Annotated in this window: 17 protein-coding genes and 1 tRNA gene; 6 read left to right on the top strand and 12 right to left on the bottom strand. The window is 64.6% G+C overall.

From position 1 onward, the window contains the following. From RIF85_RS08980 to RIF85_RS08990, 3 genes are all read left to right on the top strand, one after another. Window positions 1–1,179 (top strand): FAD-binding protein (locus tag RIF85_RS08980; RefSeq protein WP_309071570.1); only part of this gene is annotated, 1,179 nt, incomplete at its 5' end. Next, window positions 1,176–2,102: a carboxylating nicotinate-nucleotide diphosphorylase gene (gene nadC / locus RIF85_RS08985; protein ID WP_309071571.1), complete on the top strand. Its 927-nt coding sequence runs from the start codon at window positions 1,176–1,178 to the stop codon at window positions 2,100–2,102. The genes RIF85_RS08980 and nadC, both read left to right, overlap by 4 nt. Next, entirely contained in the window at window positions 2,099–3,247 is a 1,149-nt protein-coding gene (locus RIF85_RS08990; protein ID WP_309071572.1) for a cysteine desulfurase family protein, read from the top strand. The genes nadC and RIF85_RS08990 overlap by 4 nt, the downstream gene beginning before the upstream one ends. On the opposite strand, the gene RIF85_RS08995 is transcribed toward RIF85_RS08990, so the two are convergent. After that, window positions 3,140–4,096, bottom strand: a complete 957-nt coding sequence (locus RIF85_RS08995; RefSeq protein WP_309071573.1) for an alpha/beta hydrolase — start codon at window positions 4,094–4,096, stop codon at window positions 3,140–3,142. The two genes, RIF85_RS08990 and RIF85_RS08995, sit on opposite strands and share 108 nt — an antisense overlap. Before the next feature lie 141 nt (window positions 4,097–4,237). Here RIF85_RS08995 and RIF85_RS09000 point away from each other — a divergent pair, with 141 nt between their 5' ends. Then, window positions 4,238–5,038, top strand: a complete 801-nt coding sequence (locus RIF85_RS09000) for a hypothetical protein (RefSeq protein ID WP_309071574.1) — start codon at window positions 4,238–4,240, stop codon at window positions 5,036–5,038. A gap of 34 nt (window positions 5,039–5,072) precedes the next feature. Here the strand turns inward: RIF85_RS09000 and RIF85_RS09005 are convergent, their stop codons facing one another. Beyond that, complete coding sequence (locus RIF85_RS09005; protein ID WP_309071575.1) at window positions 5,073–5,264, bottom strand: DUF2795 domain-containing protein; 192 nt, start codon at window positions 5,262–5,264, stop codon at window positions 5,073–5,075. A gap of 158 nt (window positions 5,265–5,422) precedes the next feature. Then, window positions 5,423–6,349 carry an oxidoreductase gene (locus tag RIF85_RS09010; RefSeq protein WP_309071576.1) on the bottom strand — a complete coding sequence of 309 codons (927 nt, stop codon included), beginning with the start codon at window positions 6,347–6,349 and terminating at the stop codon, window positions 5,423–5,425. A 92-nt stretch (window positions 6,350–6,441) separates the two neighbouring features. Between RIF85_RS09010 and RIF85_RS09015 the strand changes: the two genes are divergently transcribed. After that, window positions 6,442–7,245 carry a transglutaminase family protein gene (locus RIF85_RS09015; RefSeq protein ID WP_309071577.1) on the top strand — a complete coding sequence of 268 codons (804 nt, stop codon included), beginning with the start codon at window positions 6,442–6,444 and terminating at the stop codon, window positions 7,243–7,245. Between the two features lie 31 nt (window positions 7,246–7,276). On the opposite strand, the gene RIF85_RS09020 is transcribed toward RIF85_RS09015, so the two are convergent. The 9 genes from RIF85_RS09020 to bcp all read right to left on the bottom strand — a co-directional run bounded on the left by RIF85_RS09020 (window position 7,277) and on the right by bcp (window position 18,206). Next, the gene (locus tag RIF85_RS09020; RefSeq protein WP_309071578.1) at window positions 7,277–7,756 is read right to left on the bottom strand and encodes a MarR family winged helix-turn-helix transcriptional regulator; all 480 of its coding nucleotides are present in this window, start codon (window positions 7,754–7,756) and stop codon (window positions 7,277–7,279) included. Further along, window positions 7,749–8,831 (bottom strand): LLM class flavin-dependent oxidoreductase, encoded by a 1,083-nt coding sequence (locus tag RIF85_RS09025; RefSeq protein WP_309071579.1) that lies wholly within the window; start codon window positions 8,829–8,831, stop codon window positions 7,749–7,751. The genes RIF85_RS09020 and RIF85_RS09025 overlap by 8 nt, the downstream gene beginning before the upstream one ends. A 47-nt stretch (window positions 8,832–8,878) precedes the next feature. Continuing rightward, window positions 8,879–9,841: a DMT family transporter gene (locus tag RIF85_RS09030; RefSeq protein ID WP_309071580.1), complete on the bottom strand. Its 963-nt coding sequence runs from the start codon at window positions 9,839–9,841 to the stop codon at window positions 8,879–8,881. Between the two features lie 9 nt (window positions 9,842–9,850). Next, a complete protein-coding gene (locus tag RIF85_RS09035) occupies window positions 9,851–13,006 on the bottom strand; it encodes an efflux RND transporter permease subunit (protein WP_309071581.1) in 3,156 nt (1,051 codons plus the stop codon). 44 nt (window positions 13,007–13,050) lie between these two features. Further along, window positions 13,051–14,547 (bottom strand): malate:quinone oxidoreductase, encoded by a 1,497-nt coding sequence (locus RIF85_RS09040; RefSeq protein WP_309071582.1) that lies wholly within the window; start codon window positions 14,545–14,547, stop codon window positions 13,051–13,053. 128 nt (window positions 14,548–14,675) lie between these two features. Beyond that, window positions 14,676–16,412, bottom strand: a complete 1,737-nt coding sequence (locus tag RIF85_RS09045) for an ABC transporter substrate-binding protein (RefSeq protein ID WP_309071583.1) — start codon at window positions 16,410–16,412, stop codon at window positions 14,676–14,678. 221 nt (window positions 16,413–16,633) lie between these two features. Next, complete coding sequence (locus RIF85_RS09050; RefSeq protein WP_309071584.1) at window positions 16,634–17,332, bottom strand: fasciclin domain-containing protein; 699 nt, start codon at window positions 17,330–17,332, stop codon at window positions 16,634–16,636. Between the two features lie 230 nt (window positions 17,333–17,562). Further along, window positions 17,563–17,644 (bottom strand) — tRNA-Leu (locus RIF85_RS09055). A gap of 91 nt (window positions 17,645–17,735) precedes the next feature. Continuing rightward, entirely contained in the window at window positions 17,736–18,206 is a 471-nt protein-coding gene (gene bcp / locus RIF85_RS09060; RefSeq protein WP_309071585.1) for a thioredoxin-dependent thiol peroxidase, read from the bottom strand. A gap of 149 nt (window positions 18,207–18,355) precedes the next feature. Between bcp and RIF85_RS09065 the strand changes: the two genes are divergently transcribed. Then, window positions 18,356–18,853 (top strand): MarR family winged helix-turn-helix transcriptional regulator, encoded by a 498-nt coding sequence (locus RIF85_RS09065; protein WP_309071586.1) that lies wholly within the window; start codon window positions 18,356–18,358, stop codon window positions 18,851–18,853. Window positions 18,854–18,917: the final 64 nt, after the last annotated feature.

The raw sequence follows: 18,917 nt of genomic DNA on the forward strand, positions 1-18,917 counted from the left end.
GGCCGGGAAGCTGCCCACGCCGCTTCCCGCATCCTTCATATCGGCGGAGACGCCACCGGTGCCGGCATCGCGGCCCCGCTGATCCGCGCCGCCCGGCAGGATCCCGGCATCACGTTGCGCGAACACGCCTTCGCCGCAGACCTGGTTACCACGGGCGGTCAGGTGACAGGCGTCGTCGTACTTCACGATGGTGGACTGGAAACGGTGTCAGCTGACGCCGTCGTACTCGCCACCGGCGGTGCAGGAGGACTGTTCCAGCACAGCACCAATCCGTCAGTAGCCACGGGCGACGGCGTTGCTGCTGCCTGGCGCGCGGGTGCCGCGCTCGCCGATCTCGAGTTCTTCCAGTTTCACCCGACCTCCCTGAACGTTGCCGGACATCCGCTGATCTCGGAGGCCGTCCGGGGGGAAGGCGCGGTGCTCAGGGACAGCTCCGGGCGGCGGTTCATGACCGACTATCACCCGGCCGGTGAGCTTGCGCCCCGGGACGTCGTTTCGCGAAGCATCGGGCTGCACCTGGCTCGAACCGGAGGGGTGGAGGTGTATCTCGACGCAACGGGCCTCGGAGCCGATTTCCTTGCCCGCCGATTCCCCACCTTGACCGCGGTGACGCGGCAGGCGGGCTTTGACTGGGCGCGCGAGTGGCTGCCCGTGGTTCCCGCCGCGCATTACTGGATGGGCGGAGTGCTCAGTGACTCCCGTGGGCGAACATCGCTACCCGGTCTGTATGCGGTGGGGGAGGTCGCGAGAACAGGGGTGCACGGTGCAAACCGGCTCGCATCCAACTCGCTGCTGGAGGGACTGGTCTTCGGCGCCCGCGCAGCGGAAGCGATCGCCACCGGACCGGTGACGTGGCCTGCCGTCAAGGCACCTGCTTTGGACCTGGCGCCCGGGCCGCTTCAGGCAGACCGGAACGATGTACGGCGCATCATGTCCGAGCACGTCTCCGTTCTGCGGGACGAGGCCGGCCTCCGCGTTGCCTCCAAGCAGCTGGCGGAATGGCGATCGACGGGCTCGTCGCTTGCGCAGCGGGAAACCGCCAACCTCCTGCTCTGTTCCCGGCTCATCGCCTCGGCGGCGCTCTCACGGGAGGAATCGCGTGGAGCGCACTATCGGTCCGATTTTCCCGGCACATCTGCCGAACCGGGCAACCCCATTATTCTGAGGAGACCCTCGTGAAGTACGCCCCGCCTAAGCCGTCAACGGCCGACGTCGACCGCATTGTTTCCGCTGCGCTCGCTGAAGATGCTCCGTGGGGAGACGTGACCTCGCAGACGCTTATTCCGTCAGACGCGCGTGCCGAGGCCGCCGTTGTGGCGCGCGAGTCCGGCGTGTTCTGCGGAGAACAGGTCGTTGAGGCAGCCATGCGCCTCACTGATCCGCAGATTGAGGTGAGGTTTGAGGTCCGGGACGGCGACGTGTTCGACGTCGGCGCTGTGCTGGCCTTCGTGTCCGGGCCGGCTCGCTCGGTACTCACTGCAGAGCGCGTGGCGCTTAACCTCGCCCAGCGGCTGAGCGGCATTGCTACGCTCACGGCACGGTTCGTCGCTGAGGTCGCCGGAACCGGTGCCCGCGTCGTGGATACGCGGAAAACGACGCCGGGACTGCGCGTCCTTGAGCGGCATGCAGTGCGCTGCGGCGGTGCATCAAATCACCGGTTCAGCCTCTCCGACGCGGTCATGGCGAAGGACAATCACCTCGCCGTCCTGACGCAGGGGGGTACCGTCGACCTGACCGACGCTTTGCGCGAAGCCCGACGCAGGCTGCCGCACACGGTCCACTTCGAGGTCGAAGTCGACCGGCTCGACCAGATCGAACCGGTGCTTGCAGCGGGCGTCGACACCATCATGCTAGACAACTTCAGCCTCGATGACCTGGCAGCCGGAGTGAAGCAGATAGCAGGGCGCGCGCTGGTGGAGGCCAGCGGCAATGTGCGGTTGGAAACCGTCGGAGCCATCGCGCGCACCGGCGTCGACATCATCTCGTCCGGAGCGCTGACGCACAGTGTGCGGGCGCTTGATCTCGGCCTGGACATCCACATTGACGGGACTGCTGATTCAGGCCGCCGTGGTGGGCGGAGTTCGTCGGAGGGCGTGCGATGATCTACCTCGACGCTGCAGCGACCACCCCGGTGCGCCGGGAGGTTCTCGAAGCAATGTGGCCCCTGCTCACCAGCGAGTACGGAAACCCGTCCAGCCACCACACGGTAGGAGAGTCGGCTGCGCGGGTACTCGGGTACGCGCGCACTCTGGTGGCCACGGAGCTGAACTGCAAGCCGGCCGACGTCGTCTTCACCTCGGGCGGCACTGAGGCGGACAACCTGGCGATCAAGGGGATTGCCCTGGCACGTCCCAAAGGGCGGCATATCCTTGCGTCGGCGATTGAGCATCCCGCGGTACTCGAAACGCTGGACTACCTGAAGCGGTTGCATGGTTTCCGCGTCACGCTCCTCCCGGTGACGTCCGAGGGTCTGGTCAGAGAAGAGGCACTCCGTGAGGCGCTCGATCCGGAGACCACGCTGTGCACCATCATGTACGCGAACAACGAGGTAGGCACCGTTCAACCTCTTGCCTCCCTGGCAGCAATGTGCCATGAACAGGGAGTGCCCTTCCACACCGATGCGGTGCAGGCGGCCGGTTGGCTGCCGCTGGATACAACCGAACTGGGCGTGGATGCCATGAGCATCTCCGGCCACAAGCTCGGCGCACCGAAAGGGTGCGGTGTCCTGTATGTCCGCTCGCGACTGCCGCTTGAGCCGCTGGTCCATGGCGGTGGGCAGGAACGGGGACGGCGGTCGGGGACCGAAAATGTTGCCGGCGCAGTGGCCATTGCTACCGCCTTGCGGCTGGCGCATCAGGCGCGGACCGAACACTCTGCTGCTTCCGTGGCCCGCCGGGACCACCTGGTCCGAACTGTGCTCGAAGGCGTGGATGGGGCGGTGCTGACCGGGCACCCGACACAGCGGTTGCCGAACATCGCCTCGTTCTGCTTCCCCGGTGCCAGCGGTGAGGCAATCCTGCTTGAGCTGGAGCGAGCCGGCGTTGTGTCTTCCAGCGGGTCGGCGTGCGCGGCCGGCGCCAGCGAACCCTCTGCTGTCCTGCTTGCGATGGGCCTGGAGGCTGAGGTCGCCCAGACAGCGCTACGGCTTTCCTGGACCGCTGCGACGAGTGACGCCGAGATCGCGCTCGCTGCTCGTGCTGTTGTCTCGTCCGTCAGAACCGTTCAGGGAATCGGAAGCCGGGCGTAGACGCGACAGCAAACCGGAGACAGCTGCCGGGTCCTCCAGGTGTGCGAAGTGTCCGGCGTCGGCCAGCACCACCGCGTGGGCGTGCGGCAGAAGGGCGGCGAGTGCGTGCAATTCGGCCGGACGGGTGAAGATGTCCTTGCTTCCCCGCGCGAGAACGGTCGGCGTTGCGATCGATCGCCAGATGCCGGCGTCGTACTTCCGCAAGGCGCTCGACGCCGCGATGAATGATGCCGGCCGTGCGTCGATTGCGAGGTCTTCGAACACCTGGCGCCGCAGGCTGAAAGGGCGGGCGAACAGCGGGCTGAGGATCAGACGCAGCAGGCCGAGACGCTCGACGTGTCGAAGCAGCACGGACGATTGACGCCCGAACGCCCGCAGCAGCACCATCAGCACGTACATTCCGACAAACGGCGCCATTGCTGGATGGCGGAAGGGTTGACTCAGGGCGGTCTGTGCGGTCAACGCGGTGGGGGAGAGGGCGAGGACGGCGTGCGTTTCAGCGGGGCACGACGCCGCGATGTCCAGTGCCAGCACGGCTCCCATGGAATGGCCGAAGAGGTACCAGGACCGGTAGCCGAGGGACGTCAATACTTCGACCACCGCGCGGCTCTGTTGGTGCACGGCGAATGTTCCGGAAACTTCGGAATCGCCCCAACCCGGCAAGTCGAGAAAGACCAGGTCGAACCTCGAATGAGGTTGGTTCATTTGAGCCCGGAAAGTTCGCCACGAGCCGGAAGCACCGTGCAGGAAAACCCACGGCGGTGCCTTCTGACCCGGTGTGGCGGGTGACATAGCCGGCAGCACACGGACCACCGCCGTGCCGAGGGAGGTGCTGATCGAACGCTTCACACTAGGAATTCTCAGCCGCGCCCGATGCGGATGTCTCCTCGTGACCTTCCTCACTGCATAGAGTGGGAGGCAGGAGAGTATCGGAGAGGATTCGGCATGGCAAGATTCGGCATGGCAAGATCCGGCATGGCAAGATCCGGCATGGCACGACTCGCGATGGCACGAAGTGCGGGGTTTCGTCTTCTGAGCGGCGCGGTGCTCCTGACCGTGGCCGCCGCGTCGATCACCGCCTGTGACGACCTTGTCATCGGCGATCGCCCGCCCGCCAGTCCTTCCGTGGGTGCAACTACTGAAGGTGGGGCTTCCGCGACCCCCCGTGAAACCCCGGTTGCATTGCCCATGCTCCCGGAACGCCCAGCGCCGGGCGACGGCTGGACCGTCTTCACGGATGAGCAGCGGCTGGTCAGCTTTGAGCTGCTGGAAGGCTGGACTGTCGAGACGATCGAAGACCCCGGGGAAGGGTTCGATGAGGGTGGGTTGCACTTTGAGGTGTCGAACGCCGAAGGACAGAGGCTGGCTCAATTGCACACACGCATCACGCCGGTGTCCGAGGAATGCGCCCCTGATGCCGCAAGCCCGTATGTTGTGTTGAGCAGTGAACCCGTTGACATCCCCTCGACCGCCGAAGCAGAGGGGTCCATCGCGCCGCGTTTCGTGGTGCGGCTCGCGCAGGGTTTCAGGTTTTTCAGTTCATATGGGCTGACCGATGTGGTCGGTGGGGCGGACGGTGCAGCGTGCGTGCTCAAGAACACTGTGCAGGGGCCCGAGCACATCGGGCTTTATTCCTTCGGGGACGCAACCGAGTTGCGTGCCTTGGACCCCACCCAGGTCGGCTCACGGACAGAATCATTCGCGACTATCGCCGAAGCGCAGAAACGGTTCGGCCAGAAGGGCTTTGACCAGATTCGCCGGATGATCATGTCGCTACAGGTCGCGAGCTAAACCCGGGCGGGGCTCAATCGGTCCCGGGAGTCTGCTACTTGGAGACGGCTTTGCTGACCTCTGCCGGCGACTCATACTCCTTGTCAGCGATGCCCCTCAGCGCTTCGAGCACGGTGTCGTCCGCGCCGGAGCTCTCCGCGTTGCTGACCAGGTCATCCTTCTTCGCAGGATAGCTGACGCCGCCGAGGGCTTTCTGGATGTCGATCGGGCTCGGAGAATCGGCCATGGTCTTCCCTTTCGCTAGCTCTGCTCGGTATTCCGGATGGCTTCGCTGCTCCCGACTGAGACCGGCACAAGGTCGGCGGTCGCTTGGAATCCAGAACCAACAGTATGGTTACCATTCCGTTCTGTTCAAGGGTTCGATGGCAGATGCCGTCCGGGGTGTCACCCCACCGCCGGAAGCCCGGCGAAGCTCACTCCCGTGAGCTCTTCGCTGACTGACCACAGTCGCGCGGAGACCTCCTCATCGAGTACAGAGGGCGCCGGCGCAACCAGGACAGGCTTTCCACGGGTTTCCCCCGGTCCATCCGGACCGTAATAGTCCCCGCCGTGCACTTGCGGGCCGGTGGCGGCCAGCAGAATGGGTTTCGCGCCCTCAACATCCGACTGGCCCATGACCCGGAAGAAGCCACCCATCAGGTCCAGGACGGCCGCCCCGCGCATCCCGGCGGTCAGGTTCGTCGTCGAAAGCCCCGGGTGGGCGGCGACGGCGATGACTGGCCACCCGACTGCCCGCAGACGGCGGTCCAGTTCCATGGTGAACAGCAGATTGGCGAGCTTGCTCTGGCTGTAGGCCTTCCACGGCCGGTACCTGGAGCGCGCATTCAGGTCGTCGAAGTGAATCCGTCCGCGACGATGAGCAAGCGAAGATACCGTGACCACCCTGGCAGCGTCCGACCGGCGGAGGGCATCCAGGAGCAGGCCGGTCAGGGCGAAATGCCCGAGATGATTGATGCCGAATTGCTGTTCGAAGCCGTCCGCCGTCCGTTTCAACGGCGTCGCCATGACTCCGGCATTGTTCACCAGAAGATCCAGCGGTCCGGTCCAGTCACGGCTGAACGATCGCACAGATTGAAGATTCCCGAGGTCGAGCGGCCTCACTGTGAGGGATGCGCTCCCTGTCGCCTCGCGGGCGATCCGAAGAGCAGCCGCACCCCGCTCCGCGCTGCGGCACGCCAGAACCACCGCTGCACCACGCCGGGCCAGGCCGATTGCGGTCTGCAGCCCCAGCCCGCTGTTGGCCCCGGTAACGACGGCGGTCAGCCCGTCCAGGCGATGTTCTCCGGAACTTTCCGCGGAAGAGCGATTCACAACGTGTACCTTTCTCGTCGTACCGTGTTACAGCCAGTGTTACAGACCGGCACCATTCATCGCTCATCAACAGCCGCGAGGAGCTACCAGGAATGAACCGATTGGTTACGGCCAAGCTGACCGCCCGGACGCGGGCCTCGACCTCCATGGCCTTCTCTGTGGCGGTTGCCCGCAATTCCGGTTATTCCGCAGTCGATGAAGTCCTGGAAGTGACTGCCGACGGCGAACCGGTGGCACTCACCCCCGTCGCTGACGTCCACGGCGGAATCCTCCACACGCTGACGCTTGAGCAACCCGCGAACCTTGAACTGAACTATCGCGCCGAGGTGTCCGGCGTTGCTGACGAGCCCGAGAAGGACGACGCCGACCTCGTCCGTTACGTGCGCCCCAGCCGTTACTGCGAATCGGACCGGTTGCTGCCGACCTCGTACGCTTTGTTCGGGTCCCTGCAGGGCAGCGAACTGCTGTCCGCAGTGCGGGAATGGGTGAGCGGAAATCTCAGCTATGTTTCCGGCTCCTCGCGCCATACCGACGGCGCGACTGACACGCTGCTGGCGCGGCGCGGAGTCTGCCGCGACTACGCTCATCTGGCGATCGCACTGCTGAGGGCCAAAGATGTTCCCGCCCGGCTTGTGTCGGTTTACGCGCCCGGCCTGACGCCGATGGACTTCCACGCTGTCGTGGAGGCGTGGGCGGACGGCGCCTGGCATGTCATCGATGCAACCGGCCTCGCGCCGAGGACCAACCTGCTGCGCATAGCAACGGGCCGGGACGCCTCGGACACGGCCTTCCTGTCGACGGTCGGCGGGAGCCTCACACTGGACACCCTTAAGGTCACCGCCACGGTGGACACCCTGCACGACGACGACGGCGCTTCCCTCGTCCGTCTCCGCTAGCGCATCTCCGCACGGAGGCCGGAAGAGGCGGTCACCTCGACCCGTGCGCGCCGTCGTCGTTCTCGAGGCCGGCCCTGATTTTCGCGGTCAGGGCCAGCAGCTGCTCCATCTCGGCCTCGTCCAGCAACGGACCGAGCAGGCCGTGAATGGTGCGTACGTGTGCCGCACCGATCTCCCGCTGCAGTCGCCGGCCTTCATCGGTGAGTGCAAGCAGCACGCCCCGCTGATCGTCGGGTGCCTGCTTGCGCTGAATGAGGCCCTTGGATTCCAGCCGTTCCGCCATCCGGCTGAGGCTCGGCTGGCTGATCAGGAGGTGGCTGTTGAGCTCGTTGAGGCGGGTCCAGCCGGTGGGGCAGCGGCTGAGGTTGAACAGCACGTCGTATTCGCCGATCGCGAGGTTCGAAAAAGACGGGTCCCTCCGCAGTCGCCGCATCACCGCGACCTGTGCCCGGAAGAGGGACTCCCAGGCGTCAGCGGTGAGGCGCAGCGGTGTGGCCGGTGTCTCAGGCATTGGCAGGCACCGCAGCCTTCCGGTTCTCGAACGTCGGGGGAGCGGGAACGTTGGCAGGCGTGCGCTCGGCGAATTCCTTGCGCAGCGTGGGCAGGACGTCTGATCCAAACAGGTCAAGCTGCTCCAGTACCGTCTTGAGCGGCAGCCCGGCATGGTCGACGAGGAACAGCTGGCGCTGGTAATCGCCGAAGAACTCGCGGAAGGTCAGAGTCGTGTCGATCAGCTCCTGCGGGCTGCCCACGGTCAGCGGCGTCTGGGACGTGAAGTCCTCGAGGGAGGGCCCGTGGCCGTACACCGGCGCGTTGTCGAAGTAGGGCCGGAACTCGTTGACGGCGTCCTGCGACTTGGGCCGGATGAAGAACTGCCCGCCCAGTCCGACGATCGCCTGCTCGGGCGTGCCATGGCCGTAGTGCGCATACCGCTCACGGTAGAGCGAAATGAGCTGCTGGTAGTGCTCCTTGGGCCAGAAGATGTTGTTCGCAAAATAGCCGTCTCCGTAGTAGGCGGCGATCTCGGCGACCTGCGGAGTGCGGATGGAACCGTGCCAGACAAAGGGGGCAACGCCGTCGAGCGGGCGGGGAGTGGAGGTGAAGTTATGCAGGGGGGTGCGGTGCTTGCCCTCCCACGTCACGACGTCCTCGTCCCAGAGCCGGCGCAGCAGATGGTAGTTCTCGACCGTGAGGTCAACGCTGTCCTGCGGGTTCTTGCCGAACCAGGGATAGACCGGCGCGGTGTTTCCACGTCCCAGAATGAGGTCCACCCGGCCGTCAGCAAGATGCTGGAGCATGGCGTAGTCCTCGGCGATCTTGACCGGGTCATTGGTGGTGATCAGCGTGGTGGAGGTCGAGAGGATGATCCGCGAGGTCTGCGCCGCGACGTAACCGAGCATGGTGGTGGGGGAGCTGGGTACGAACGGCCGGTTGTGGTGTTCACCGGTTGCAAAGACATCGAGGCCGACGTCCTCGGCGTGCTTCGCAATGGTGACCATTGCCTTGATGCGTTCGTGCTCAGTGGGAGCAGTGTTGGTGGTGGGGTCAACCGTTACATCGCCGACGCTGAAGATACCGAGTTGCATGGGATTCCTCCTCCTAGAAGTACATGCATTTGCATCTACTGTACTGCCTAACCACGCCCTTTACGCATTTGTTCCCGCTGAACATCGGGGCTGGCCGGGCGTGCATCCCTGGTCGGGCGTCGGCGCCGCAGCTTGGTCAGCACAACCCCGAGAACGACAAGCGCTCCGCCAAGCGGTTGGTTCCAGCTGAAGGTTTCCCCCAGCACCAGAACACCGGCGATCACTCCAACGACAGGAGTGAGGTAGGTGACTGAGGACGCGCTCGTCGCGCCCCAACCGGTGACGATCTCGGTGTTCCAGATGTAGGCGAGCCCCGTACTCAGCGCACCGAGAGCAAGGATGGACAGTACTACGGGTAGCTCCAGAACTACCGGCTGTAGCGCGGTGAAGGGAGCCAGCACAAGCGCGACGACGGCCCCCAGCCCTACCTGGACAAACGCCACTGACGCCGCCGGCAGGCCAAGCGGGCTGATGAAGCGGCGGATCCAGACGAATCCGATGCCATAACACGCCGTGGCACCAAGGCACATCAGCTGCCCGGCCAGTTCCCCGCCGCCGCTCGTTGGCGCGCCGACCGGCAGGCCGACCACCACCAGGACTCCCAGGAATCCGAGCGCCAGTCCGCCCGCTGCACGGCGTGTCAGCCGCTCGCCGGGCAAGGCGAGGATCGCAACCAGTGCGGTGAGCAGCGGCGTCGTTGCGTTGTAAATGCTGGCCAGCCCGGACGAGATCATGGTCTCCGCAGCCGCAAACAGGGTGAAGGGGACTACACAGAGAAACGCCCCGAGGACGAAAAGGTGCCCCCAGACCTTGAGTCCGCGCGGAAGGGGTACCTTGCCGCCCCAGACCACCAGGCCCAGGGTCAGCGCACCGATCAGCAGCCGACCCAGAACCACCTGACTGGGTGAAAGCCCCTCCAACGCCACCTTGATGAACAGGAAGCTGCATCCCCAGGCCAGAGCGAGGAAGGCGAAGCGCAGCACAAGGCCAAGAGTGGACGGTGGATTCATGCACCGACTCTAGCGCTGCAGGGAGAGTTCCGACTCGCGGGTTTCAGCCATCATGGTCGGGGTTTCGCGCCGGCCCTCCACCAGCCGGTACAGCACCGGAACCAGAACCAGGGTCAGCAGGGTCGAGGAGACCAGGCCACCGATGACGACGACGGCGAGCGGCTGCGAGATAAACCCGCCTTCCCCTGTCAGGCCGAGTGCCATCGGGGTCAGGGCGAACACCGTTGCCAGCGCAGTCATCAGGATCGGACGCAACCGTTGCCGGGCTCCACGGGTGATTGCGTCCGCAACGCCGAGCCCGGGCGAACCATCATGCGGGCGTCGATACTGGTTGATAAGGTCGATCAGGACGATTGCGTTTGTCACCACGATGCCCACCAGCATCAGCATGCCGATCAGCGAAGGCAGTCCCAGCGGGATCCCGGTGACCACCAGCAGCGCAATCGCTCCGGTGGCCGCGAACGGAACCGAAACGAGCAGGATCAGCGGCTGGATGAGGCTCTTGAAGGTGGCGACCATGATCACGTAAACGATTGCCACCGCCGCCCAGAGTGCGAGGAAAAGCTGCCCGAACGACTCCGCCTGCTGCTCGGACGCACCGCCCAGTGTGGCCGTCGCACCGGCGGGAAGCGTCACCCCGTCCAGCCGCTCGGTCACCGCAGCGGTGAGCGCACCCAGGTTGTCTTCCGAGGGCGTGATGGAAATCTGTGCCGTACGTTCACCGTTGGAACTGGTGATCGTGAGGGGAACCTGCACTTCCTCGACCGTCGCCACGTCCGTCAGCGGTACCGGTCCGGCAGGAGTCGGAACCGAGAGATTGCGCAGTTGGTCGATGCCGGTGATCTCGGTCCCTTCCCCGATGAGGATGGGATAGTCGGTGGCCTCCAGACGGACCGAGCCACCGGGGATGGCGCTGATGTTGCCTCCCAGCAACGCGCCGATCTGCCCTTCGGTGAGACCGGCGCGTACTGCCGCGGCGCGGTCCACACTCACCTGGATCTGTGGTTGTGCGGATGCCAGGTTGGACGTAATGTCCCGCGCTCCCGGTACCCCCTCCAGAGCGCCGACGACGGCGTCACTGGCCTCGGCCAGAATGTCCGGCTCCGGCGCGGTGATGTCGATGTCCACGGTGCTGGAGGTGCCGAAGCCGCCCTGTTGGCTGGATAGGGAAATGTTTCCCGCGTCTTCGAGTTCATTGAGCGCGGCGCGGACGTCATTCTGGAGTTGTTGCTGGTCCGCGTCCTCCTCGGTGGTCACCGTGAACTGAGCGGTGGAAGCTCCGGCTGAGAATCGTGCGCCGAGCGCTCCCGGAGCGTTGCCCACGGTTACCTGAACGTCGCGGATCTCCTCGAACCGGGACAGGACCTCCTCCACGCGCCCGGCCTCCGCTACGGTGTTCTCCACACTGGATCCCGGTTGCTGGCGCTGGGAAATGCTGAAGCTGTTCTGACCGGAGTTGCCGAGCAGGTTCGTCTGCATGAAGGGCACCAGTGCCACGGTTCCGGCAAGCACAAGGACACCCGCTACGACGGTCCACACCGGGTGGCGTTGCGTGACACGCAGGACCGGAAGGTATCCGCGCTGCAGCCAGGACCGTTGCTCCTTCTCCTCGGCCAGGTGCCGTTGCCTTGCGGCGGCCGTCTTGGGGTCCATTCCATCGGAGGAGCGGGTGGCGCGCGGCAGGAACCAGTAGGCCAGCACCGGAACGATGGTCAACGACACTGCCAGTGAGGCCAACAGTGCGATGGTGACGGTCAGCGCGAACGGACGGAAAAGCTCGCCAGCGAGGTCGCCGACAAAGGCGATGGGCGCGAAGACCGCCACCGTGGTCAGGGTAGAGGCGGTGATCGCCCCGGCCACCTCGCGGATGGCGGTGAGAATAGCCGTTCGCTTGTCCTCCCCATAGCTCAGGTGCCGCTTGATGTTTTCGATGACGACGATCGAATCGTCAACCACACGGCCGATGGCGATGGTCAGCGCACCCAGCGTCAGGATGTTGAGTGAGTAGCCCGTGGCCGCCAGTCCGATGAACGTGATCAGCAGTGACAGCGGGATGGACACGGCCGTGACCAGCGTGGAGCGTGCCGAGAGCAGGAACACCAGAATAACGACGACGGCGAAGCCAAGTCCCAGCAGTCCTTCCGTGGTGAGGTCGGCGATGGACCGCTCAATGAACGGAGCCTGGTCGAAGATGACCGTGATACTCGCTCCGTCGCCCAGTTCAGCTTCAAGCTCGGGAATCAGGGCAGTCACGGCGTTGGAGAGCGTGACGGTGTCGGCGGAAGGGACCTTAGTAACGGTCAGTGCGAGTGTCTCAACGCCGTTGGTCCGGGTGATGGAGGTGGCGTCGTCGTCGGCTATGGCCACTTCCGCAACCTCACCGATGGTTGCGGCCTCCGCCGGTGCAACGCCGTCCACCCGCTCCGAAGTCAGGATGGGAAGGTTCCGGATGTCGTCGAGGGACTCGACCGGACTCCCGGCCTGGATGGTGAGGGAGCGTTCGCCCTCTTCAAGCGTGCCGATGGGGAACAGCTCGCCGTTGTTCTCCAGTGCGTCCACGATGTCACCGACGGCGACTCCACGCTCGGCAAGATCGCCGTCCCGCGGCAGGATGGAGATGTGCTGTTCCGCGCCGCCGGTGATCTCAGCGCTGCGGACGCCTTCAACCTTCTGCAGCCGCGGCACGGTCAGCCGTGCAAGTTCCTCGCCCAACGTGCTGAGCGGCTGATCCGAGGACACTGCCATGAACACCACGGGCAGGTCATTGATGCTGCCGGCCAGGGACTGGGGCTCGACCTCCTCGGGGAGGACAGGACGGACCGTGGAAATGGCTCGGTCCACCTGGGCGCGTGCCCGGTCAAGGTCGGTGCCGTAGGCGAACATAAGGCTGACCGTTGAAACGCCGTTGCGGGACGTCGCCGATGACGACTCCAGCCCCTCCACACCGCTCAGCGCGCTTTCCAGGGGCTCGCTCACCTGCTTGTCCAGGTACTCAGGGCTGGCGCCGGGCAGGGAGGACACCACGGTGACCTGGGGGAACTCCAGTGAGGGGATGAGCTCCTGCTTGAGGGAGCCCATGGTGATCACCCCGAACACCGCCGCGAAGACGGTGATCAGAGCGATCAGTGCGCGATTCCCCAGGGAAAGCTGCGCCAAACGGAACATTGGTTCTGCCTTCTGCGGGCAACCAGTCCTGGCGGCGCCGCTGTCTACTTGAGTCCCAGGACCTCGTCGGTCATTGACAGGATGTCATCAGCCAGAGACTCATTCTCGTTGAGTTTCGTGCCGTAGCCAGGGATCATTTCCTTCAATTTGGGCTCCCAGGCAGCAAGCTGACCGGGGAAGCATCGGCGGATCAGCTCGATCATGATCGGTGCCGCCGTTGATGCGCCAGGGGAAGCACCCAGGAGGGCGCCGACAGTACCGTCTGCCGAGGTGATGACCTCGGTGCCGAACTGCAGGACGCCGCCCTTGCCGGGCGCCTTCTTGATGACCTGTACACGCTGCCCGGCGGTAATCAGTTCCCACCGGTTACCGTCAGCAGAAGGGACGAACTCGTTGAGGTACTCGTTCTTCGCTTCACGCTTTTTGAGGACCTCGCTGATGAGGTACTTGGTCAGCGGGATATTGTCCTTGCCGACAGCGAGCATCGGCACGAGGTTGGACGGGCGGATGGACGAAGGCAGGTCCAGCAGCGATCCGCGCTTCAGGAACTTGGTGGAGAAGCCTGCATAGGGGCCGAACAACAGGGAACGCTCACCGTTGACATACCGGGTGTCCAGGTGCGGGACCGACATGGGCGGAGCTCCGACCGATGCCTGCCCGTACACCTTCGCGTTGTGCTGGTTGACGGTGTCCGGATTGGTGCAGCGAAGGAACTGTCCCGAAACGGGGAATCCTGCGAAGCCGCGTCCCTCCGGAATACCGCTCTTCTGCAGCAGGTGCAGCGCGCCACCGCCGGCTCCGATGAACACGAAGCGCGTGTTGACGGTGGAGGACTGGCCGGTCGCGCGGTTGCGCACCGTCACGTCCCAGCGGTTCTGAGAGGTCTTGGAGAGGTTGGTGACGTCGTGTCCGTAGCGGAGGTCGACGTCGTTCTCGCCAAGGTAACTCGTGAGACTGCGGGTAAGCGCGCCGAAATCGACATCGGTTCCGCCGGCGACCCGGGAAGCAGCAACCTGCTGCGACGGGCTGCGGTCCTTCACGAGCAGCGGCGCCCACTCGGCGATGGCGGAGTGGTCCGTGGCGAACTCGATGGACTTGAAGAGCGGCTGTGCGCGGAGGGCTTCATACCGGCGGCGGAGGTACTCCACATTGCCTTCGCCCCACACAAAGCTCATGTGCGGAACGGCGTTGATGAAGCTGCCGGGGTCACCCAGGTGGCCGTTCGAGACCATGTGCGCCCAGAACTGCCGGGAGATCTGGAACTGCTCGTTGATGGCGATGGCCTTGGCCGGATCCACTGAGCCGTCCCTCGCCGCGGGGGAGTAATTCAGTTCGCAGAGAGCTGCATGGCCGGTTCCGGCGTTGTTCCAAGGGTCGGAGCTTTCCAGCCCTGCACGGTCCAGCCTCTCAAAGAGGCTGATGCTCCAGTCGGGCTGCAGCTGCTTGAGGAACGCACCAAGGGTTGCGCTCATGATTCCGCCGCCAATAAGAACGACGTCAGTGTGGTTCGCGGGCTTTCCCGCCTGGCTGTCAGCAGTCACGATGGGTCTCCAATAGCAAGGGCGCTAGCCCTAGAAGCGTAGCCTCTGGGAGAGGGGTTCCCTAAATTGGAAAGGCCTCCCGGGGCGTGATCCTTGTCCCAGTTCACGCGCCCTGACATTCACGCTGCTCAGTCCCGCGCTTCGGGCGTCGGCTGCTCGACTTCGGCGAGGTCGATCATGTTGAACACCTCGTGCATCACGGGGCTCACCGGATAACTGAGCACTTTGGGGGAGACCACCGCGGCCGAGATAGGAAAGGCCAGAGGGACGGCCGGGATATCGACGGCGATGCTCTCGTTGATGTCCCGGTACGCGGCCGTCCGGTCCTCTCCGTTCGGCAGCGTGACAGCGCGGGCGATCTTGCTGAACAGCTGGCTGTCGCGGAACGCGAACTCCTCGCTGTAATCGCTGAAGAGCTCGCCGACGAATGTGTCCGGATCCTGATAGCTTCCGCTCCACCCGAGCAGGTGGAAGGCGCGTGCGTCGTCATTCTGGACAGTCTCGATATAGCCTTCGGACCACTCGGTGGGCACGGGCTGGATATTGAAGCCGGCTGCGGTGAGCTGCCGGCTCAACTCGGCATAGACCTTCTCCGGGGAGGAAAGGTAGGGGCGCGAGACGTTGCGGGGGTAGTGGAAGGGGAGGGGCTCGCCGTCGTAGCCTGCCTCCGCGAGCAGTTCCTTCGCTCGTTCCGGGTTGTAGTCGTATTCGGTCAGCTCATCGTTGGTGACGCCGAGTTTGGGCGGAGTGAACTGGTTCGCGGGACTTGTGCCGTTGAGGAAGCGGCCCTCGATCAGGGCCTGCTTGTCCACAGCATGGGCGACTGCCTGCCTGAACAGTACGTCGTCGACGCCGGGGAAATCCTGGTTCATACCGAGGTAGAGGACCGAGTAGGGGTCGCGCTGAAGAATCTGCTGTCCCTGACGGGCGAGTTCCGCTGCGTTATCGACCGTGACGAGGTCGTATCCGTCGATCTCCCCCCGGAGCAGGGCCCGCAGCCTCGCGTCGGTGTGGGGGAGGGTGCGGAAAGTCACCGTCTGTATCTCGCCCGGGGTGCCCCAGTACTCCTCGAAAGCGCTGAGGGTCACCTCGCCCTCCGACCACGCCTCGAAGGTGAACGGTCCCGTGCCCACGGGGCTGAGGGCAAATTGGGAGAGCCGCCTGCCGTCCTGTTCCACGGTCAGCTGGTTGGCATTGAGCTCCTCGAGGGCCTTGGGCGAGGCTATTCCGAACGCCGGCAGCGCGAGGGCCGGAATGAAGGATGTCAGCCGCCCGGTCAGCTGGATGAGCACCCGGTGTTCCCCGAGCGGCCGGCAGGAGTCATAGAGTGACTCCTCGGGAGCGTCGGAGAAGGCCTTGAACACGGACTTGAAAGCGATCGATGCGTCGAGTTCCCGCGTTTCCGGCGGCATCGTGTACCAGCGCTCGAAGTTCGCGCAGACAGCCTCCGCGTTGAATGGCTCGCCGTCGTGAAAGACGACGTCCTCCCGCAGCTCAAACGCATAGGCGCGGCCTTCGTCGCGTTCCTCCCACGATGTGGCCAGCAGGGGTGCCGGTTCCGACGTGAGGGGATCAATTCCGACCAAACCCTCCAGCATCTGGCGCGTGATGCGGTAGGACTCGGTGTCGGCGACGAGTGCCGGGTCAAGGCCCGCAGGGTTCGCAGCGGTACCGAAAGTGAACGTGCCGGTGGTGGTGTCTTCCACGGGGACCGGGGCTGCCGACGTGGCCGCCGCCGTCGTCGTCGGTGTGGGCGCCGGGGTAGCAGCGGTGCACGCAGTCAGGCCGAGCACCGTTGCCGCAGCAAGCGGACGCAGCAGGGACGCCGGCACATTACGACGGCGGTGCATGGGGCTCGCTGGCATGGTCTCCTCGGGCGCGCGTGCAGTAGGCAGTGACTGCGGACGGAGTTTCCAGTGTAGGTCACAGGGCTGGCCGCAGCCTGAGAACCAAGTGGCCGGCGGCCAAGGAAAAGGCGGGTATCCGCACCGGAATGCAGATACCCGCCTTCGGTCCCTGAACCTGATTAGAGGAGTCGGATCAGGGAGTCATGAGGGGATTGCTCCCCATCTGCGCACAGCGCTGGCTACTCAGCCGGCGGCATCAGGATGGCATCGATGAGATAGACAGTGGCATTGGCGGTCTGAACGCCACCGCAGATGACCGCTGCGCCCTCTTCGCCGACGGTGATTGCATCGCCTTCGCCCTCAACCATCAGCTCGGCGCCGTTGACTGTGGTGTGGGTGCCTGCAACCTCATCGGGAGCGAGCTGGCCCTCGACAACGTGGTAGGTCAGGATGCCCTGCAGCAGATCCGCGTCCGTCTGCAACGACTCGACCGTTGCCGCATCAAGTGCCTCGAAGGCCTCGTCAACCGGTGCAAACACTGTGAACTCGCCGCCGTTCAGAGTGTCAACCAGGTCAACATCAGGATTGAGCTCGCCCGATACAGCAGCCGTCAGCTGGGTCAGCAGGGGGTTGTTGGAAGCTGCGGTGGCGACCGGGTCCTGAGCCATTCCTGCAACCGAACCGTCGCCCTCGGGCACCTGCTCGGCGTATCCTTCACAGCCAGGTCCAACGAGGTTGGCTGCGGGGTCCATTGCCTCGTCGGAGGCCTCGCTTGTCATCTCCTCCGTTGCCTCGGCAGTTGACTCGGTTGTTGTCGACTCCGTCGTTTCCGTATCGCTGCTGGCGGTTCCTTCGCCGCCGCCGCATGCTGCCAGGCCGAACATGGCCACAGCCGCGACACCGAGTACGGAGAGGTTCCTGCTCTTCAGAAGTCCCATTACATTTCTCCTTCATTCATACCGACCCGTTCGGCAAACCCGACGGTCCGAAATACCGGACGAACATCGTGTCGATGTCTCACGTCTAGTTCGGGTGAGGGATGAGAGTGGATGGGTGGTCGATACAGAAACTTCCGGACAGCCTCTGGGCGGGTCGTTAAATGGATCAGCCCTCCACCGGATGGTGGAGGGCTGATCGCCCCAGGGTGAGCCGGACGAGCATTTCGCTGTGCGCAAGGGGGGACTCGAACCCCCACGTCCGAAGACACTGGAACCTAAATCCAGCGCGTCTGCCAATTTCGCCACTCGCGCGGGCTGCCGGCCGGCCGAAGCCGTCCAACGCACGATCCATTGTACTCAGGTCGAACGTCGTTCAGTCCTTCGGTTACGGCCGTGGCCGAGGTCAGCTGATTCCGAGGTCACGCCGCAGTTTGGCGACATGACCGGTGGCCCTGACGTTGTACTGGGCCAGCGCGACCTGACCGGATCCGTCGACGACGACCGTTGACCGGATGAGGCCCTCGTAGGTCTTCCCGTAATTCTTCTTCTCGCCCCAGGCTCCCCAGGCTTCCGCCACGGCATGGTCGGGATCTGACAGTAGGGGAAAGGTGAGCTCCTCTTTCTCGCTGAAGGAGCGCAGTTTGGTTTCCCCGTCCGGTGAAATGCCGATCACCCTGTAACCTGCGGAAGCGAGCGATGCGAGACTGTCGCGGAAATCGCAGGCCTGCGTCGTGCACCCGGGTGTAGCCGCTGCAGGGTAGAAATAGACAACGACGTTCTCGCCGGCGAAGTCGCCTAGCGATACGGTGGAACCGTCCGCCGATGTGAGCGTGAAGTCGGGAGCGCGGTCCCCGGTCTGAAGTCGTTCTGCCATGTGAGTCTCTCTCTTCGGTCTCAATTGTGCATCAGCCGTGTGGCTCTCCGGATTTGCGGCCAAGCCCCCGCTATCATATGTGGGTGGATTTGAAGGTCCCCCAAGAGAACCGCACAGGGCGGCGTGGGGCGGAAGGAAGTTTTCAGCTGATGCCGGATCTCGAGCAATGGCCTACAGGTCGACTACTGACGACGGCCGCTCGGTTGGTGGAGCATGCATGGAATGAGCGTCTGGTTTCCATCGGCGTCACGCACGCCGGTGTGATAGCCCTCGGCGTATTGGAGTCGCAGGGTGCCATGACTCAGGCCAACCTCGCCCAGATGGTGCGTGTGCAGGCCCAGACCATGGGCAAAACCTTGTCACGTCTGGAATCACGCGGACACATCGCGCGGGTTCGCAGCGAGGTTGATCGTCGCAGCCACGCGGTCTCGATCACACCAGCCGGCCGCCGTGCCCTGGCCGAAGCGCAGGACGTCGAGCGCACGCTTATCGCCGGCGAAGGACTTGTGTCGAACGAACTCCGATCCCATCTTCAGGGAGTCATCCGGGATCTCGGCGCACCGCGCTGGAGCTGGGAGACTGCTGCACCCGGTGCAGGTGTACCAGAGGTGGTCGTAACAGGATCCACCACCGGTTCCGGCGTCTGATTCGTCGCGCCGACGGGGGACGTGACAGTCCGCACCCCGTGCACGCTCATCTCCTGGAGGCGGC

The sequence above is a fragment of the Arthrobacter sp. genome (assembly GCF_031179385.1).
In the GTDB taxonomy this organism is placed as follows: domain Bacteria; phylum Actinomycetota; class Actinomycetes; order Actinomycetales; family Micrococcaceae; genus Arthrobacter_D.

What these genes read in the sequence shown, in the direction of transcription:
- RIF85_RS08990 (WP_309071572.1), top strand. Translation starts at nt 2,099, where the DNA reads ATGATCTACCTCGACGCTGCAGCGACCACCCCGGTGCGCCGGGAGGTT.
- RIF85_RS09000 (WP_309071574.1), top strand. Translation starts at nt 4,238, where the DNA reads ATGGCACGACTCGCGATGGCACGAAGTGCGGGGTTTCGTCTTCTGAGC.
- RIF85_RS09005 (WP_309071575.1), bottom strand. Translation starts at nt 5,264, where the DNA reads ATGGCCGATTCTCCGAGCCCGATCGACATCCAGAAAGCCCTCGGCGGC.
- RIF85_RS09015 (WP_309071577.1), top strand. Translation starts at nt 6,442, where the DNA reads ATGAACCGATTGGTTACGGCCAAGCTGACCGCCCGGACGCGGGCCTCG.
- RIF85_RS09020 (WP_309071578.1), bottom strand. Translation starts at nt 7,756, where the DNA reads ATGCCTGAGACACCGGCCACACCGCTGCGCCTCACCGCTGACGCCTGG.
- RIF85_RS09025 (WP_309071579.1), bottom strand. Translation starts at nt 8,831, where the DNA reads ATGCAACTCGGTATCTTCAGCGTCGGCGATGTAACGGTTGACCCCACC.
- RIF85_RS09030 (WP_309071580.1), bottom strand. Translation starts at nt 9,841, where the DNA reads ATGAATCCACCGTCCACTCTTGGCCTTGTGCTGCGCTTCGCCTTCCTC.
- RIF85_RS09035 (WP_309071581.1), bottom strand. Translation starts at nt 13,006, where the DNA reads ATGTTCCGTTTGGCGCAGCTTTCCCTGGGGAATCGCGCACTGATCGCT.
- RIF85_RS09045 (WP_309071583.1), bottom strand. Translation starts at nt 16,412, where the DNA reads ATGCCAGCGAGCCCCATGCACCGCCGTCGTAATGTGCCGGCGTCCCTG.
- RIF85_RS09050 (WP_309071584.1), bottom strand. Translation starts at nt 17,332, where the DNA reads ATGGGACTTCTGAAGAGCAGGAACCTCTCCGTACTCGGTGTCGCGGCT.
- bcp (WP_309071585.1), bottom strand. Translation starts at nt 18,206, where the DNA reads ATGGCAGAACGACTTCAGACCGGGGACCGCGCTCCCGACTTCACGCTC.
- RIF85_RS09065 (WP_309071586.1), top strand. Translation starts at nt 18,356, where the DNA reads ATGCCGGATCTCGAGCAATGGCCTACAGGTCGACTACTGACGACGGCC.